The 17,263-nt window shown below is 71.4% G+C and carries 13 protein-coding genes; 8 read left to right on the top strand and 5 right to left on the bottom strand.

The genetic code is table 11. The annotated features are described in order from the left end of the window. Positions 1 to 200: 200 nt before the first annotated feature. Positions 201 to 3,272 carry a DUF3427 domain-containing protein gene (locus ACLQ2W_RS08675; protein WP_425785933.1) on the top strand — a complete coding sequence of 1,024 codons (3,072 nt, stop codon included), beginning with the start codon at positions 201 to 203 and terminating at the stop codon, positions 3,270 to 3,272. A gap of 130 nt (positions 3,273 to 3,402) precedes the next feature. Here the strand turns inward: ACLQ2W_RS08675 and ACLQ2W_RS08670 are convergent, their stop codons facing one another. Continuing rightward, entirely contained in the window at positions 3,403 to 4,386 is a 984-nt protein-coding gene (locus ACLQ2W_RS08670; protein WP_425785932.1) for a hypothetical protein, read from the bottom strand. Positions 4,387 to 4,899: 513 nt separating this feature from the next. Then, positions 4,900 to 7,071 carry an MMPL family transporter gene (locus tag ACLQ2W_RS08665; RefSeq protein WP_425785931.1) on the bottom strand — a complete coding sequence of 724 codons (2,172 nt, stop codon included), beginning with the start codon at positions 7,069 to 7,071 and terminating at the stop codon, positions 4,900 to 4,902. A 110-nt stretch (positions 7,072 to 7,181) separates the two neighbouring features. Here ACLQ2W_RS08665 and ACLQ2W_RS08660 point away from each other — a divergent pair, with 110 nt between their 5' ends. Genes ACLQ2W_RS08660 through ACLQ2W_RS08650 form a run of 3 tightly spaced genes read left to right on the top strand, consistent with a single transcriptional unit; the run spans position 7,182 to position 9,339 of the window. Then, positions 7,182 to 8,171 carry a hypothetical protein gene (locus ACLQ2W_RS08660; protein ID WP_425785930.1) on the top strand — a complete coding sequence of 330 codons (990 nt, stop codon included), beginning with the start codon at positions 7,182 to 7,184 and terminating at the stop codon, positions 8,169 to 8,171. Between the two features lie 35 nt (positions 8,172 to 8,206). After that, the gene (locus ACLQ2W_RS08655; protein ID WP_425785929.1) at positions 8,207 to 8,572 is read left to right on the top strand and encodes a VOC family protein; all 366 of its coding nucleotides are present in this window, start codon (positions 8,207 to 8,209) and stop codon (positions 8,570 to 8,572) included. A 32-nt stretch (positions 8,573 to 8,604) separates the two neighbouring features. Beyond that, a complete protein-coding gene (locus ACLQ2W_RS08650) occupies positions 8,605 to 9,339 on the top strand; it encodes a YqjF family protein (RefSeq protein ID WP_425785928.1) in 735 nt (244 codons plus the stop codon). 18 nt (positions 9,340 to 9,357) lie between these two features. Here ACLQ2W_RS08650 and yidD read toward each other — a convergent pair whose 3' ends face one another. Continuing rightward, the gene (yidD, locus tag ACLQ2W_RS08645; protein WP_281944185.1) at positions 9,358 to 9,729 is read right to left on the bottom strand and encodes a membrane protein insertion efficiency factor YidD; all 372 of its coding nucleotides are present in this window, start codon (positions 9,727 to 9,729) and stop codon (positions 9,358 to 9,360) included. Between the two features lie 128 nt (positions 9,730 to 9,857). Between yidD and ACLQ2W_RS08640 the strand changes: the two genes are divergently transcribed. Next, entirely contained in the window at positions 9,858 to 10,718 is an 861-nt protein-coding gene (locus ACLQ2W_RS08640; RefSeq protein WP_425785927.1) for an AraC family transcriptional regulator, read from the top strand. On the opposite strand, the gene ACLQ2W_RS08635 is transcribed toward ACLQ2W_RS08640, so the two are convergent. Then, positions 10,715 to 11,995, bottom strand: a complete 1,281-nt coding sequence (locus ACLQ2W_RS08635; RefSeq protein WP_425785926.1) for a phosphotransferase family protein — start codon at positions 11,993 to 11,995, stop codon at positions 10,715 to 10,717. The genes ACLQ2W_RS08640 and ACLQ2W_RS08635 overlap by 4 nt on opposite strands. Before the next feature lie 108 nt (positions 11,996 to 12,103). Between ACLQ2W_RS08635 and ACLQ2W_RS08630 the strand changes: the two genes are divergently transcribed. Next, on the top strand, positions 12,104 to 12,697 hold the full coding sequence (locus tag ACLQ2W_RS08630) for a hypothetical protein (protein ID WP_425785925.1): 594 nt from the start codon (positions 12,104 to 12,106) through the stop codon (positions 12,695 to 12,697). Positions 12,698 to 12,718: 21 nt separating this feature from the next. On the opposite strand, the gene ACLQ2W_RS08625 is transcribed toward ACLQ2W_RS08630, so the two are convergent. Next, entirely contained in the window at positions 12,719 to 13,876 is a 1,158-nt protein-coding gene (locus tag ACLQ2W_RS08625) for a hypothetical protein (RefSeq protein WP_425785924.1), read from the bottom strand. A gap of 266 nt (positions 13,877 to 14,142) precedes the next feature. Between ACLQ2W_RS08625 and ACLQ2W_RS08620 the strand changes: the two genes are divergently transcribed. Together ACLQ2W_RS08620 and ACLQ2W_RS08615 are read left to right on the top strand one after the other, a co-directional pair. Then, the gene (locus tag ACLQ2W_RS08620; protein WP_425785923.1) at positions 14,143 to 15,684 is read left to right on the top strand and encodes a gluconokinase; all 1,542 of its coding nucleotides are present in this window, start codon (positions 14,143 to 14,145) and stop codon (positions 15,682 to 15,684) included. A 22-nt stretch (positions 15,685 to 15,706) separates the two neighbouring features. Further along, positions 15,707 to 17,224: a GntP family permease gene (locus tag ACLQ2W_RS08615; protein WP_425785922.1), complete on the top strand. Its 1,518-nt coding sequence runs from the start codon at positions 15,707 to 15,709 to the stop codon at positions 17,222 to 17,224. The last annotated feature ends 39 nt before the right edge of the window (positions 17,225 to 17,263 follow it).

Raw genomic sequence — 17,263 nt, 5'->3', positions numbered from 1 at the left:
CCCACTCGATTACGATCAGATAAGCGCAAATAAGGCCCTTCATGTTATGCCTCTGCCGATCCCCGCATCGAGGCGAAGAGCAACTTTTGCCCTTTTTGCGGTCAATGATGCATGAGCTTCCGTCAGATGTCCGACGTTGAACACCGTTGTGCCGGGTTCGATGGCATCGGCGACTTCGGTTGTCACTACTGTGTGCGGCGATGGGCCTCGATGCAGGAATCTACGAACACATCGTCACGCACGAGTTGGCAGCGCGCCTTCGGGACATTGAAGGTGCGCTTGTCCAAGACGAGAAGCTCGATCCCTCCGACTCGCACGAACTACTGACCCGCCACATCGCGGCACTCACGCGACGAGCGCTGCTGGCGGTCGGCGGCGGCGAGAACAAGCTGGCCCGACAGGTGGACCTGGCGAACCGCATCGCCGCACACATCGCTGAGGCCGAACCTCGTGCCGTCACCACCGACGACCAGGTGGCCGATGCCCAACGTCTCCTGCACGCCATTGCCGCCCATCCCATCCCACCGGCCGCGCCGGTCTTTCCGATCCGCCCCGCCACACCGCTCTCCACCGGCGCGCTGCTGGTCAACGGTCGGCACCAGCCGCGGATCGGGCACGAGGTCAGCCACGAGATGGCGTCGGCGGATGCGGTCGACCTGCTCTGCGCCTTCATCAAGTGGCACGGGTTGCGCATCATCGAGCCGGCGATCAGGGAGCTGATCGACCGAGGCGGCCGGGTACGCGTCATCACGACCACCTACCTGGGCGCCACCGACCAGCGCGCCCTGGACCGGCTCGTGGAGTTGGGCGCCGAGGTCAAGGTCTCCTACGAGACGCGGACCACCCGCCTGCACGCCAATGCCTGGCTGTTCCGGCGCTACAACGGCACCACCACCGCGTACGTCGGCTCGTCCAATCTGTCGAAGGCCGCGCTGATCGACGGCGTGGAGTGGAACGTGCGCATCTCGAATCTGGAGCAGCCGCACGTCATCGACACGTTCGAAGCCACGTTCGCCGATTACTGGAACGACTCGGCGTTCGAGGCGTACGACCCGGCGCAGGACGCCGAGCGGCTGCGCGTCGCGCTGCGCGGGGAACGCGCCGACGAGGCACCGACCGAGATCGCGAACCTCGACGTGCGGCCGTTCCCGTACCAGCAGGAGGTCCTGAACGACCTCGACGCCGAGCGACTGGTACACGGGCGCTGGCGGAACCTGGTGGTGATGGCGACCGGTACCGGAAAGACGGTGGTGGCGGCGCTGGACTACCGCCGGCTCCAGCGGGCCGGGCAGGTCGACTCGCTGCTCTTCGTCGCGCACCAGGAGCAGATCCTGCGGCAGAGCCGATCCGTGTTCCGCCAGGTGATGGGCGATGGCACCTTTGGCGAAACCCTGGTGGGCGGCGACCGGCCGGACGGCTGGAAGCACGTGTTCGCGTCCATCCAGTCGCTGCACCGGCAGGACATCGACCCCGAGGCGTACGACATGGTGATCGTCGACGAGTTCCACCACGCTGAAGCGCCGACGTACACGAGCCTGCTGGAGCGGCTTCGGCCGCGCGTACTCCTGGGATTGACCGCGACCCCCGACCGCAGCGACGGCGGCGACGTGCGTCGGTGGTTCGACGGCCGCGCATCGGTGGAGTTGCACCTGTGGGAGGCGTTGGAGCGGCAGTTGCTCGCGCCGTTCCAATACTTCGGGCTGCATGACGAGGTGGACCTGACGCGGGTGCGGTGGAAGCGCGGGCAGGGTTACGACAAGGGCGACCTGGATGGCGTCTACACCGGCAACCACGCTCGGGCGCGGCTCATTCTTCAGGCGGTCAACCGTATCGCCGACGTGGGGCGGATGCGGGCGCTCGGCTTCTGCGTCAGCATCGGGCACGCCGAGTTCATGGCTGACTGGTTCACCCGCCACGGCGTGCCGTCGGCGGCCGTGACGTCGACGCTTGACCGCACCGGGCGGCACGCGCTGATCGACCGCTTCCGGAAGCGGGAGCTGCGGGTGCTGTTCACGGTCGACCTGTTCAACGAGGGTGTCGACCTGCCGATGGTCGACACGATCCTTATGCTGCGGCCCACCGAGAGCGCCACGATCTTCTTGCAACAACTCGGTCGAGGACTGCGGCTGGACGACGACAAGCCGTGCCTGACCGTCCTCGACTTCATCGGCGGCCAACACGCCAACTTCCGCTTCGACCTACGCTGGCGGGCACTGGCCGGCGTCAGCCGACGGGCCGTCGAGTCGGCCGTCCGGGAGGACTTCCCGTCCCTTCCCAGCGGCTGCCACATCGAGTTGGACCGGGTGGCGAAGGACATCGTGCTCGCCAACCTGAAGTCGGCGCTCCCCACATCGAAGAACGCGTTGGTGGCGGAGCTGCGGCAGCTCGGCGACGTCAGCCTGTCCGACTTCCTGCACGAGACCGGCCTGGAGATCGAGGATGTCTACCGGTCGGCGAACCTCGGCGGTTGGGCCGGGCTGCGACGCCTGGCCGGGCTCGACGCATCGGGCGGCGACCCAGACGACCGCGACCTTGGTCGGGCCATCGGGCGGATGCTGCATGTCGACGACGTCGATCGGCTGGACCTGATTGGTCGAGTGGCGGCCGGCCAGCAGCCGCCGTCGGGGCGGCTGCTCGACATGCTGCATTTCAGCCTGTGGGGGCCGGCGGTGCCGCTGACCGAGCGCGACGCCCGGCTGAAGCGGCTCTGGGCGCAGCCGGCGCGATGCGCGGAGCTACAGCAGGTGGCCGACGTGCTGCGCGATCGGATTCACCGCGTCACCGAGCGGCCGGCTTCGGGACGGGTGCCGCTGCGGGTACACGCCCGCTACAGCCGAAACGAGGCGTGCGCGGCGTTCGGCATGGCGAACCCGGGATCGCTGCGCGAGGGCGTGAAGTGGTTGCCGGACGAGCAGGCGGATCTTTTCTTCGTCACGCTGGTCAAGTCGGCGGAGCACTACTCCCCCACCACGATGTACGCGGACCGGGCCATCACCGATCGGTTGTTCCAGTGGGAGTCGCAGAGCACCACATCGGCGGCGTCGGCGACCGGACGGCGGTACGTCAACCACGTCGCGCAGGGCTCGACGGTGCACCTGTTCGTGCGGGAGACGCGGGTTGCCGACCGCGATCTGGGCGCGCCTCCGTACCTGTACGCCGGGCCGATGACGTACCGGGAGCACGGCGGGGACAGACCGATGCGAATCCTCTGGGCGTTGCGGCATCCCTTGCCTGCCGACGTGTACGCCTCCGCTCGGGCGATCGCCGCCTAATTCAACCGCCCGGGCGCGTGCCTTCACACTGCCCAAGCGAAGCACAATGACAACCAAACAAAGGGACCGACATGCATCACAACCACCAATAATATAATCACGAACAAAAATTGTTGCCCGTCACGCTACTTCAATCAAAATTCGAGATATCCCCGCCTGCAACATACCGGAATCGCTCATCGACAGCCGCAGTCAAGCGCTTTGCTCGAATTACAATAGCTCGCCTCGTTTCCATACTAGTACTACCTCGTTCCAGCACGCCAGCCGTGAGTTGAGCCAGATTCTCGGCATACCTCCTGATGCGAACGTCGGGATGACTCATTTCGGCATAGAGAGGCTCATCGAGGAGCCCGAAGCGGCTAGAGGGCGGAATCTCCGCCTGCGGCCCCGTCGCATACGGCGGAGAACTTAGCGGCGGCCCAGAATTATTGCGCAACTCAGCGAGGCGATAGATTTGAGACTCGACAGAAGCCAATACTTGTCGAACATCAGAATCAAGACGAGTAGCCTTCTCCAATCCCCACAGTGGCCAAAGCTCCAGCTCAGCCACCTCTCGAACATCAAGAAGGCCAGCAGCGACGGCATCGCTACGCAAGCTCGTCAGATGCCGGGCAATACGAGAACGCAGGCGGTCAGTGGTGCTGCCTATCCAAATCGCATCCCCACTTACGTCGTAGAATGCATAACATCCATACTTCGCAGCACTCCACACTCTGCCCTCTTCGTCTTTGGCGGAAAGCGCCTGGCTCAGAAAATTATGGAAGCTGCGCAAGTGCGGCGCCAGAATCTCGATCCGCCTGGGCCGCTTAATCCCGGGGTCGACGGAAGGTTCGCCACTAACACTCCGCCCAGCCCGCCGCTCATCCCGATTCGCAGCACCGCCACTGGCATCGGCAGGACGACTAAAGGAAGAGGATGAATTGGAAGTGCCGCTGTATTCCACGATTGGTGGCGCAGGCGAAGCTGCCAGGGCGGAAGTCCAACGCTGAAGCCAACCGCGAACCTCCTCCTCACACCTTTCTGAAGAGAAGTTCTGCCCGTCTCGCAGCTTGACGATAATTCGCACAAAGGTCTGAACTTGCGCCCACTTAGGAGTATGCTTACCGTTGAGCATAGTGCTGATCGTTGACGGGGCCAACGATAGCTGCTCAGCCCGCGCCGCCCTGCTTACCTCTTTATAGCTAGGGCGTCCACAAGCGAGGTGGAAGGCCTTCAAATCCGCGGCGAGCTGCTGCAATGCCTCCGCCTGAGAGGGTTGCGTCACTTCCTGAGCCTAATTCATGATGACACGCTCAGACAAAGCCGAGTGCCGCCGCCGACCGCGGGTCTTAATCCAGAAACGTTCGAAGATGTTCGAAATCGTTCGAGAAGTTGAAACCAGACTCGAACGCGTGATGGAGTCGGGCCCATGCCGAACGAGAGCCCCCTTCCTGCCCGCCGTCGCACTCTAGGACACGCTGACACGAAGCCGAGCGAACGGGTCCTAGACCTGGTTGCGCTACTGGGCACGCTGATCATTGCTGCTGTTGTATACACACAAGCGGGGGAGATGGCTTTGCTGGCAGCGACAGGCACTGTCGTGTCTGTTCACACGCTCTGGGCACGGAACCGCGGATCGTGAACGCTTCTAACGGACGATCTCCTGTCTGACTTGCGCGGCAATCGCTGCCTCCGCATGCCGTCCTCCACCATCGCGCCGCTCGTCGCCGTGCCCCGGCCACCACGCCTTGTGCCCGATCAGCCCGGTCAACGCCGGCACGAAGAACATCGACATGACGAACGCGGACAGCACGATCCCGATCGCCACCGCGAAGCCCATCTGCTGGAGGAACGAGATCGGCGCGAGCATCAGCACCCCGAACGTGCCGGCCAGGATCAGCCCGGCCGCGGCGATGGTCGGGCCGGCGTGTTCCACGCCGATGGCGGCGGCCCGGTGTGGTTCGTGGCCCTCGCGGGCCTCCTCGCGGAGTCGGGCGATCATGAGGATGTTGTAGTCGGTGCCGATCGCCACCACGAACAGGTAGAGGATGATCGGGAGCTGGAACGTGACGCCGGGTTTGCCCTGGAGCCCTTGGAACAGGTAGACGGTCGCGCCCAGCGTGGCGGCGAAGTTGAGCAGCACGGCGATCACCAGGTAGACCGGCGCGACGAGGCTGCGCAGCAGCAGCCCGAGGATGAGCGCGATCAGGGCGGCGGCGACCGGCAGGATCACCGACAGGTCGCGGTTGTTGGCGGAGTTGATGTCGGCGAAAAGTGCGGTCGGGCCGCCGACAAGCGCCTTCGTGCCCTGTGGGGCCTTGGCGTGCAGCGCGTCCCGCAGGTCGTCACGGACCAGGGCGATCGCCTCGTTGGAGACCGGGTTCTCGTCGAGCAGCACGTTGATCCGGGCGACGCTCGGGTCGGTGGTGCTGCGCTCGGCCGGCTGCACCCGGGCCACGCCGGGCGCGTCGGCCGACGCGGCGGCGAACGCGTTCACCTGCTGGTCGGTGAGCGGGGTGCCGTTGCCGGTGGTCAGGTAGACCTCGGTGGGCGCGAGCGCGCCGGCGGCGAAGCCGCGCTGGAGGTCCTTGGCGGCGCGTGCCGACTCGGTGTCCTGCGGGAAGCCGGCGCTGAAGTCGTAGTCGGCCTGGTAGCTGAGCACGCCGGCGGCGAGCGCGACGAGCAGCGCTCCGGACGCGGCGGCCACCACGGCGGGTCGACGGCCGACTGCGGCGCCGAGCCGCCGGGACAGCGTCGCCTTCGGTTGGCGCTGCCACGCCTTCGACGGCCAGAACACCCAGCGGCCGAGCAGCGACACGATCGCCGGGATCAGGGTCAGCGAGGTGACCAGCATGACGCCGACGGCGATGGCGAGCGCCGGGCCGAGCGAGCCGAAGAAGCCGAGCGAGGCGAGCAGCAGCACCAGGAACGCGACGATGACCGCGCCGGCGGCGGACGTGATGACCTCGCCGACCCGCTGCACCGAGACGATCATCGCGGTGCGTTTGTCGTCGCCGGCGCGCAGCCGTTCGCGGTAGCGGAACAGCAGGAACAGGATGTAGTCGGTGCCGATGCCGAACAGCACGATCAGCAGGATGGTCTGGAGGTCCTGGCTGACGTTGAGGTCGAACGCCTTGCCGGCGGCGGCGACCAACCCGGTGGTGACGGACATGACCACGCTGATCACCACGACCGGCAGCAGCGCGGCGATCGGGCTGCGGAAGATGATCAGAATCAGCCCGATGATCAGGACGATGGTGGCGACGCCGACGATCGCGAACGCCGAGTTGAACGTGTCCTCGTTGTCGACGAAGCTGGCCACGTCGCCGGCCACCCCGGCGGTCAGGCCGCTGCCGGCCAGGTCCGGCCCGAGCGCGGCGCGCAGGTCGCGTACGGCGTCGAGCAGTTTCGGGTCGCCCGGAGTCTCGGCGTCGAGACCGACGGAGATGATCTGCACCGACCGGTCCGGCGCGACGGCCGGCGGGCCGGTCAGGTAGCCGGAGGTCTGCGGGATGTCGCGCCCCTTGAGCGCGGCGGCGAGCTGCCCGACCCGTGCCTCGTCGGCGGCGCTGAGCGGCGTGCCGTCGCCGCGTTTGACCACGATGGTGGCGGTGGCGGTGGCCGCCTGCGGGAACGCCTTGGCACCCAGCTCGGTGGCCTGCACCGACTCGTAGGAGCGCGGCAGGAAGCTCTCCTGGTCGGCCGAGGTGATGTCGCTCAACGACGGGCTGGTGACGATCACGGCGATCGCGGCGAGGACCCAGCCGCCGATCACCCACCACGCCTTGCCGACGACGAATCTGCCCAGTCGCTCGAACATCGTTTCCCCCGTGGAGTTCGACTGTCTCGCCAGCATCCTACCGTCGGTGACCAATCCTTTTCGGACGGCACACGCCGTCGCGTCGATGAACGGCGTGCGAGGATCGGTGGATGAGCGTTCGGTGGCCCGGTCCGGGCGTCCTGGCGGCGTGGCTGCTGGCGACCGTGCCGGTCCCGCTGCTCTTCTTCGAGGTGACGCACCGGTGGGAGGAGGACCCGCCGCTCGCTCCCGCGCTGTGGTGGCCGGTGCTGGCGTCGCCGGTGCTCGCCGCCCTGGTCGCGGCCGGTCAGCCCCACCGCCGCGGCGTCGCCGGCCCCGCGCTCGCGGTGGCCGTCGCCACGCCGGTCACGGCCGTGCTGCTGGGCGCGTCGCTGGCGTTCTTCCGCTGGGTGGTGCCACTGACCGGCGAGGCCCGCTGGGGGCGGGCGCTGCTCGGCGGCCTGGCGCTCGCGGTGGCCGGCGCGCTGACCGGGTACGCCGCCGGCGCGCGCCTGCCCCGCCGGGACCGGCCGCCGTCGCGGCGCGGCTACCTGGTCGGCGCGCTCGCCGTCGTGTTCGGGGCGCTGCTGGCGCAGTCCGCGGTCCGGCTCGGCGCCGAGGGCAGCACGGTCGGGGAACCCCTTCGGGAGTACGGCGGCACGGGCCCCTACGCGACGTCGGCCGGGCGGGTCACGGTGCCGGCGCCCGGGGCGTACGCGATCTTCGGGGTGGGTTTCGCACCGGCGGCCCCGGACTGCCGGCTCACCGGCGCGGGCGCGGCGGTCCGGGTGGCGGAACCGGTCCGGGTGCCGCCCGGCGGCTACGGCGGGGACGCCGCCAGCCACGCCTGGGTCGCCTCGGTCCGGCTGCCGGCGGCCGGGGCGTGGACGCTGACCTGCCGCACGTCGGATCCGGAGGCGTCCTACGTGGTCGGCGACGAGCCGCGGATCCGGGGCGCGGTGGGCGCGCTGATCCACTGGCCGGTGGGCGTGATCTGGCTGCTCGGCGCGCTCCCCGGCCTGCTCGTCGGCGCGGACACCGCCCGGCGGCGGCGGGCCGCCCGGCGTACGGGCGGGAGTGCGACGCCCGAACGTCCGGGAAGTGTCGTAGTGGGCTCGTAGCCTGGCGGGGTTCTCGACGATCACAGGGAGGCGACGTGCTCGACCACTTCTCCGTAGCGGTGCGCGACCTGAGGGCCAGCGGCGCCTTCTACGACACGGTCCTCGCCCCGCTGGGCGGCCGGCGGATCATGGAACCGGGGCCGATCGGCTACGGCGTCGACACGCCCGACTTCTGGGTCGAGCCCGCGCCGGCCGACGCCGCCCCGGCGCCGCTGCACATCGCGTTCACCGCGCCCGACCGGGCGGCCGTGCAGGCGTTCCACGACGCGGCGGTGGCGGCCGGCGCCGAGGTGCTGCACGCGCCGAAGGTCTGGCCGGAATACCACGCCGCCTACTACGGCGCGTTCGTCCGCGACCCGGACGGCAACAACGTCGAGGCGGTCTGCCACCGGCCGGAGTGACCCGCCGGCCCGGCGGGAGGCAGGATGGACGGGTGGAGATCGAACCGGTCGAGCACGCGCCCGCACGCGCGATCCGTCGGGCCTGGCTGGCGCAACGCTGGCACGATCTCACGTTCCTGCACTGGGCGGTGCCGCCGGAGCGGGTCGCGCCGCTGCTGCCGGCCGGCACCCGTCCCGACACGCTCGACGGGCTCAGCTACGTCGGGCTGATCGGCTTCCGGATGGTCGGGCTGGGGTTCGGCCGGGGGCCGGGGGTGCCCTACTTCGGCACGTTCTGGGAGACCAACGTGCGGCTCTACTCGGTCGACGGCGCCGGCCGGCGGGCGGTGATGTTCCGCTCGCTGGACGCGTCCCGGCTGGTGCCGGTGCTGGTCGCCCAGCTCAGCCTGCGCCTGCCCTACAAGTGGTCGGCGATGCGGCTGGATCGGGCCGGCGACACGCTCACCTACCACTGCCGGCGGCGCTGGCCCGGCCCGGCCGGCGCGGCCAGCCGGATGACCGTCCGGGTCGGCGCGCCGATCCCCGAGCCGACGCCGCTGGAGCACTTCCTCACCGCGCGGTGGGGCCTGCACACCCGGGCGTACGGGCGCACCCGGCACCTTCCGAACTGGCATCCGCGGTGGCCGCTGCACCGCGCCGAACTGCTGCACCTGGACGACGATCTGGTCACCGCCGCCGGCCTGCCCGCGCCGGACGGGCCGCCGGTGAGCGTGCTGCACTCCCCCGGCGTCCCGGTCGTCTTCGGCGGCCCCACGTCGGTTCCCTGACCGCGTGCCGGCCGACGGTCAGCGCAGCGGGTCGTGGGTGCCGCGCGGCACGTCGGGGCGGCACCGGCGGACCCGGTCGGCGGCCATCCGGCCCCCCACCGCGAGGCCGTGCCGTTCCACCGCGGCCAGCCCGTACGCGCTGCACGTCGGCGTGTAACGGCAGGTCCCCGGCCAGCGGTGCGACAGCCAGCGCCGGTAGCCGAGGATGGCGGCCCGGCCGGCCCGGTCCACGGCCGGCGTCCGCACCAGGCCGGCGGTCACCGAGCCGAGGGTGAGCAGCGTCGAGAAGAGCCCCAGGTCGCAGCAGCCCGGGCCGTCACAGTCGAGCAGATCGCAGTCGCAGTCGCACCAGTCCCGGTGCTTCTTCTTCTTGTGGTGTCGCTTCCGCATGATCACGAGGCCATGATGCGACACCCCCGCCAGTCGCGGCTCAGCCGACCGGGGACGGGGCCGGTGAGTTCGGGTCCACGGGCAGCCGGAACCATGGCGTCGAGGGCGAACCCAGGAAGGAGCATCCGGTGCTGGATCGGCTCAACCAGGCCATGGACCACCTCGAACAACGGCTCGACCAGCCGCTCGACGTGGCCGCGCTGGCCCGCGTCGCCTGCACGTCGGAGCACCACTTCCGGCGGCTCTTCTCGGCGCTGGCCGGGATGCCGCTGTCGGAGTACGTGCGCCGGCGCCGGCTCACGCTGGCCGGCGCCGACGTGCTCGCCGACCGGGAGTCGCTGCTCGACGTGGCGATCCGGTGGGGCTACGGGTCGAACGAGGCGTTCGCCCGCGCGTTCCGGTCCGTGCACGGCGTCGGCCCGGCGCAGGCACGGCGCACCGGTGCGGTGCTGCGATCCCAGCCCCGGATGTCGTTCCGGCTCGTCGTCGAGGGCAGCAGCAGCATGGACTACCGGATCGTGACCAAGGACGCCTGCCACCTCGCCGGCCGGAAGGCCCGCGTGCCGCTGGTCCACGAGGGGATGAACCCGCACATCGTGGCGTTCGTCAAGAGCGTGGACCCGACCACCGTACGCCGCATCGAGGCGCTGTCCGACCAGGAGCCGCACGGCATCGTCAACGTCAGCGACGACCTGGCCGGCTCCCGCGCGGAGGGCACCGAGCTGGACTACTGGTACGCGGTGGTGACCGGCGCCCCGGTGCCGGCGGACCTGGACACCCTGCCGGTGGCGGCCGGCGACTGGGCGGTCTTCCGCAGCTCCGGCGCGTTCCCGCAGGCGTTGCAGCACCTCTGGCGGGACGTGTTCACCCAGTGGTTCCCGTCCAACCCGTACGAGATCCGCCCCGGACCGGAGATCTCCCGGGTGCGGATCGCCGAGGGCGGCGGCACCGCCGACGCGGAGCTGTGGATCCCGGTGCGCCGGGTCTAGCGTCGCGCCTCGGCGGCGGCCCGCGTCAGCGCGGCCGGCACGTCGAGTGCGTGGTAGGGGTGCTCGCTCGGCTCGATGCCGGCGAGGAACATCGCGTACCCGGCGGCCAGCCGCAGCGGCGCGACCGGCCGGAGCAGGTCGACCGCCCGGTGCGGGTCGCAGCCGGGCGCGTCGGCCCGCCACCGGTCGGCCCACGCGTCGATCAGCCGGGCGGCGGCCGGCGCGGCCAGGCCCTCGGCCAGACGCAGGACGTCGAACGCGGGGTGGCCGACGAACGCGTCCGCCCAGTCGATGACGACGCGCCGGGTGCCGTCGCCGCGGACGTTGCCGGGGTGCAGGTCGCCGTGCACGAGCGTGTCGGGCAGCCCGCAGTCGCGGACCCGCCGCAGCCGCTCGTCGAGCCCGTCGAGCAGCTCCGCGGCGACCGACACGTCGTGCCCCGCCAGCCGCCTCCGGATCCACCCACCCAGCCGCACCCCCCGAAGGTCGGGTACGCCGTCCGCGACCAGCCGACCCACCGCCCCCACGGCTCGCACCTGCACCGCATGGTGCACCACCGAGATGCCGGCCAGTTCCGCCTCCCCCGCCCCGTACCGGTCCTCCCCCCGCACGTGCTCCACCAGCACCCGTCCCTCCCCACCCACCGCCAGCACCCCCGGCCCGGCCTCGGCGTCGTTGATCAAGGAGTTCGCGTCGCCGGAGAGATCGACGGAGACACGAACTCCTTGATCGACCGGGGAGGCGAGGGAGGTGGGGGGCGGGAGGGTGGTCAGCCAGGTCAGGACGGCGGGTTCGTGGTGGGCGAACGGGGGGAGTTGTTTCAGCCAGGCCGGGCCCGGTGGGGTTTCCAGGCGCCAGATCGCGGAGAGGTTCCAGGTGCGCTGCTGCGCCACGGCGGTCACCGGGCGGCCGAGCCGGCGCAGCTCGTCGGTGGCCCAGGCCACGCTGCGGGCCGGGCCGCCGGGCTCCGCCCACGGCTGGCGCAGTGGGTGCGGTGCGCGGTCCACCACGACCGGCTCCAGGGGCATGCCGGGCACCGCGGCGGCGGCCGAGGTCTCGGTGCGCTGGGCCAGGTAGCGGACGTGACCGCCGGGTGGGTGCGGACGGTCGGCGTCGAGCAGCCGCAGCACGGCCACGCCGACGCCGTACCGGTGGCGGACGCCGTCGACGACGGAGGCGACCTGCTGCCACCACGGGTCCGGCACGTCGAACGGAGGCAGCGCGCCGAGCGGCCGGCCGGCGGCGTCGACCAGGACCACTGTCACGGTGCGGGACACGGCCGGACGCTAACCGAGCACCCCTACGGGATGCGAGCGGATTGATCCGGGCGCGGTGCGGGGCGGCTCCCGGATGTCCCGGCGACGGGCGGCGGACACGCTGGGGCAATGAGCCTTCTCGATTCCCGGACTCCTCCCGCGTACCGCTGGTTGCGGCCAGTCGCGGTGACCTCCGCGTTGCTGCTGCTCGGCTACGGGCTGCTGCGCCTGCTCGACCGCCTGGACGGGCACAGCGACAAGGGCGCCTGGGCGTGGAACACCGGGCACACCCTGTTCCTGCTCGGCGTGCTCGGGTTCGGCGCGCTGATCGTCGGGTTACACGGCCTGCTGCGTACCCGGTCGGGCCGGCTGCGGACGCTCGACGACGTGGCCGCGGTGGCCGGCCTGGTCGGCACCGCCGCCTTCGTCTGGGTGATCCTGGGCGACCTGTTCCCGCGCTTCGCCGACGCGGTGGACACGCCCGGCGTGGTGCTGTTCGGCGGCCCGGTGCTGTTCGAGCTGGGCCTGCTGGTGCTGCTCTACCGCGCGGCGGCGGCGCGGCTGCTGCCGGTGTGGGCACCGGTGCTGGTGCTGGTCGGGTTCGTGGCGATCGCGGTGAACCTGGACCTGCTGCCGGTCGGCGCCGCGCTGGTCCTGGCCGGCCTGCTGCCGCTGCGCGCCCGGGGCGTTAAGCGGGGGCCCCGCCTATACCAGAAGCGTTAACCGGGGGCCCCGCCTTACACCTCAGCTGAAGAGGGGGCGGCGCGGGCCTCGGTGGTTGGCGCAGGCGTCGCGCTGGCCGCCGGTCCGGCTGATCGTGCCGTCCCGGCACTGCACCAGCCAGCCCCGACCGGACCAGAACCCGGGTACGCACTCGAACCAGTCGCACACGCCTGCGGCCGGCTTGCGGATCCGGTCGCCGCCGCAGAAGTCGTACCCGAAGGGGTTCACCGGCGCACCGCAGCGCCGTTCGGTGGCCGGCTGCGGGACGGCGTCGCGCGGCGACGCGGGCCGGGTGCGGCGCGGATCCGGGTCGGTGCTGGGCCGGACCTGGACGGCGGGGGCGACGACCGGCGGCGCGGGCGTGCCGGTGGCCGCCGGGGTGGCGGCGGCGGCGCGTTCCGACCCGGCCCGGGTGGGCGGGTTGGACTCGACGAGCATCGCCGGCACGGCCAACGCGAGCGCCGCGCCCACCGCGACGGTCCGCCGGCCGCCGGGCACCAGCGCGGAGGGCCGGGCCTGGCCTGGGGTGAGCACGGCCGGGCGCTGCGGGCGGGACTCCGCGTGCTCGTCGAGCAGTTCGTCCAGCTCGGCGACGACCGCGGCGCGCTGCTCGATCGCGTCGGCGAAGGCCAGCGTGAGCGTGAACCGGAAGTCGGCCGCCGCGCCGGTGGGCAGCAGCAGTCCCGAGGTACGCCGCCGGTCCAGCACCTGGATCAGGGTGACCGGCGCGGCCGGGTCGTGGGACAGCCCGGTCATCCGGCCGTACGCCCAGTCGCGCCGCCCGCGCCCGCCGAGCAGCACCAGCCGCCGGTTGGTGAGCACGGCCAACCCGGCGTCGACCACCCGCACCCCCTCGGGGCGGCGCGGGCGCAGCACCGCCGGGTCGGGGTCGACGGTCAGCTCGGGGGCCGGCAGCACGGCGGTGTGCCGCACCTCGACCAGTTGCGCGGCCGGCAGCGTCCAGAAGACCACCTCGCCGGGGGCCAGCTCCATCGGCAGGCCCATGCCGGCCCGCACCGAGCCGTGAAAGGAAACCGCGAGCGTACGCAGGCGACGCAGTTCGTCGTCGCGGCGTCGCCACGCCTCGTCGGCCGCGCGGAAGGCCCGCTGCCGCCGCTCGTTCTGCCGGTGTGCCCACCGGTAACGCCATGTGGAACCCGTCGAATCAGTCATCGCCACGCCGACTCCTCCGCCGCGCGAGCCCACCATTCGGGGTGTTATCCGTATCAACGGCGAAGCAGGGGTACGAAGACACGCCAAAGTCACCAATTAGACCGATTGGCTGATTGACGGCCGCAATCGGCGGAAAACGCCGCGGCGATTCATGTTTCGTGTGGGTCCGCCTCCGGCGGCCCCGCTTCGCCATGCGGGCCGGTGGACACGTCGGTAACGTCAGCCGCAAGGCGGGGCGTCCGCGGCCCCCGGCGGCGAGTGGAGGTGCACCGGTGGGCGACCCGGCCGTCGTGGTGGGCGTGGACATCGGCACCACCAGCAGCAAGGCGGTCGCGTTCGACACCGACGGCCGGCAGTTGGCCAGCCACTCGATCGGCTACCCGCTGGAGGAGCCGCACCCGGGCTGGGCCGAGCAGGACCCGGACCTCATCTACCAGGCCGTCCTCGGCGTGATCCGCGCGGTCGTCGACGAGCTGGGTCGGCCGGTCGCCGGCCTGTCGTTCAGCACCGCGATGCACAGCCTGATCGGGCTGGACGCCGACGGCAACCCGCTCACCGCGTCGATCACCTGGGCCGACTCCCGGGCCAGCGCGCAGGCCGAACGGCTGCGGGCCGCACCGTCCGGGCTGGCCCTGCACCGGCGCACCGGCACGCCGGTGCACCCGATGGCGCCGCTGTCCAAGCTGGTCTGGTTCGCCGAGCAGGAGCCGAAGCTGCACGAGCGGGTGTCGCACTGGGTCGGCATCAAGGATCTCGTCCTGCGGCGGCTCGCCGAGGCGCTGGTCACCGACCACTCGGTCGCCTCCGCCACCGGCCTGATGGACATCCACCGGCTGGCCTGGGACACCGAGGCGCTACGCGTCGCCGGCATCACCGAGGAGCAGCTCCCCCAACTCGTCCCCACCACGCACGTGCTGCCCGGGCTGACCGCCGAGGCCGCCCGGGCCACCGGCCTGCCGGCGGACACCCCGCTCGTGGTGGGCGCCGGCGACGGTCCGCTGGCCAACCTCGGGCTCGGCGCGGTCCGACCCGGCGTGGTGGCCTGCTCGATCGGCACCAGCGGCGCGATGCGGGTGATGGTGGAACGCCCCGGCGTGGACCCGCTGGGCGGCGTCTTCTGCTACGCGCTGACCGAGGACCGCTGGGTGGTCGGCGGCGCGATCAACAACGGCGGGATCGTGCTCCAGTGGGCCCACGACGCGCTCGCCCCGGAGCTGGGCGAGCACGCCGAGGAGGAACTGCTCGGCCTGGCCGCCCAGGCGCCGGTCGGCTCCGGCGGGCTGATCATGCTGCCGTACCTGCTCAGCGAGCGGGCGCCGCACTGGAGCTCGCTGCCGCGCGGCGCGTACGTCGGGTTGACCCACGGCCACGGCCGCGCCCACCTGGTGCGGGCCGCGTTGGAGGGGGTCTGCCAGCAGCTCGCGCTGGTCCTGGCGTCGGTCCGGGCGGCCGGCAACGAGGTCCGCGAGGTCCGTGCCAGCGGCGGCTTCGCGCGCAGCCCGCTGTGGCGGCAGATCCTGGCCGACGCGTTGGGCATGCCGGTGCGCTTCCCGGCCGGGCACGAGGGTTCCGGGTTCGGCGCCGCACTGCTCGGCATGCAGGCGCTCGGCCTGATCCCCTCGGTCGAGGTCGCCGCCGACCTGGTCCGGATCGAGGAGACGGTCCGCCCCGATCCCGCCGCCGCCGCCACGTACGCGGCGCTGCTCCCGCTCTTCTCCGAGTTGTACGACGCGCTCGTGCCGACGTTCGCGTCGCTGCGACGGCTGGCCCCGAGCCTGCCGCCGGAGCCACCACCCACCGCCCCACCCAGATGACCGAACAGAGGTCGTGATAGCCGTGGTCACACTGCTCGCCGCACCGGCGGAACCACTCACGAACGCCGGCAACACCCAACTCGTCGTCGCCGCGCTGCTCGGCATCGCGGCGGTGGTGCTGCTCATCGCCTGGGGCAAGGTGCACCCGTTCCTGGCGCTGATCCTCGGCGCGGCGGTGCTGGGCGTGGTCGCCGGCGTCTCCGCCGACAAGATCGTCACCTCGTTCAGCGGCGGCGTCGGCTCCACGGTCGGCGGCGTCGGCCTGTTGATCGCGCTCGGCGCGATGATCGGCGGCATGCTGGCCGAGTCGGGCGGGGCAGACAGCATCGTCGAACGGGTGGTGAGCCGGGTCTCCGGCGGCGCGCTGCCCTGGGCGATGGCCGGGGTCGCCGCGCTGATCGGCCTGCCACTGTTCTTCGAGGTCGGTGTGGTGCTGCTGGTGCCGATCGTGCTGCTGGTCTCGCGCCGGGTCGACGTGCCGCTGATGAAGATCGGCATCCCGGCGCTGGCCGGCCTGTCGGTGCTGCACGGTCTGGTGCCGCCGCACCCGGGCCCGCTCGTCGCGATCGACGCGCTCGGCGCCAACCTCGGCCAGACGCTCGCGTTCGGCCTGCTGGTGGCGATCCCCACGGTGATCATCGCCGGCCCGGTGTTCGGCACCTTCATCTCCCGGTACGTGACGGCCACCGCGCCGGAGGCGCTGCTGCCCACCCGGCGTGACCTGGCGGTCGCCGGGGACCGCAGCCCCACCCGCCCCGGCGACGGGCGGGCCGACGCCGACGGCGACCTGGTCACCGAGGACGACCTGGTCAACCCCGGCGCCGGTCGTCCCGGCGCGTCGATCGACGAGCCGGCCGGACCGCGGTCCCGCCGCGCGCCGGCGCTCTGGGCCGCCGTGGTCACCGTGCTGCTGCCGGTGGCGCTCATGCTGCTGCGCGCCATCGGCGAGCTGACCCTCGACGAGGACACCGCCGGCCGCAAGGCGCTGGACATCGCCGGCACCCCGATCGTCGCGCTGCTCGCCGGCGTCATCTTCGCCATGGTCTTCCTGGGCTACCGGAACGGCTTCAGCCGTACCCAGGTCTCGGGTTTCCTGGGTGGCTCGCTGCCGGCGATCGCCGGCATCCTGCTGATCGTCGCCGCCGGTGGCGGCTTCAAGCAGGTGCTGGTGGACGCCGGCGTGGGCAACCTGGTCGCGGACGCCGCCACCGGCGCCAACCTGTCGCCGCTGCTGCTCGGCTGGCTGGTCGCGGTCGGCATCCGGGTCGCCACCGGCTCGGCCACGGTCGCCACCATCACCGCCGCCGGCATCGTCGCGCCGCTGGCCGCCACGCTCCAGGGCCCCGAGGTGGCGCTGCTGGCGCTGGCGATCGGCTGCGGGTCGCTGTTCTTCTCGCACGTCAACGACGCCGGCTTCTGGCTGGTGAAGGAGTACTTCGGGTTGACCGTCGGGCAGACCATCAAGAGCTGGTCGGTGATGGAGACCATCATCTCGGTGGTCGGCTTCCTCGGCGTCCTCCTGCTCGACGTCTTCGTCTAGCCCCGGCTGCCCGGCTGCCCGGCTGCGACGAACGAGGAT

The organism is Micromonospora sp. DT227 (genome assembly GCF_049841835.1).
Lineage (GTDB): Bacteria > Actinomycetota > Actinomycetes > Mycobacteriales > Micromonosporaceae > Micromonospora.
This window is presented reverse-complemented; position numbering and strand designations above follow the sequence as displayed.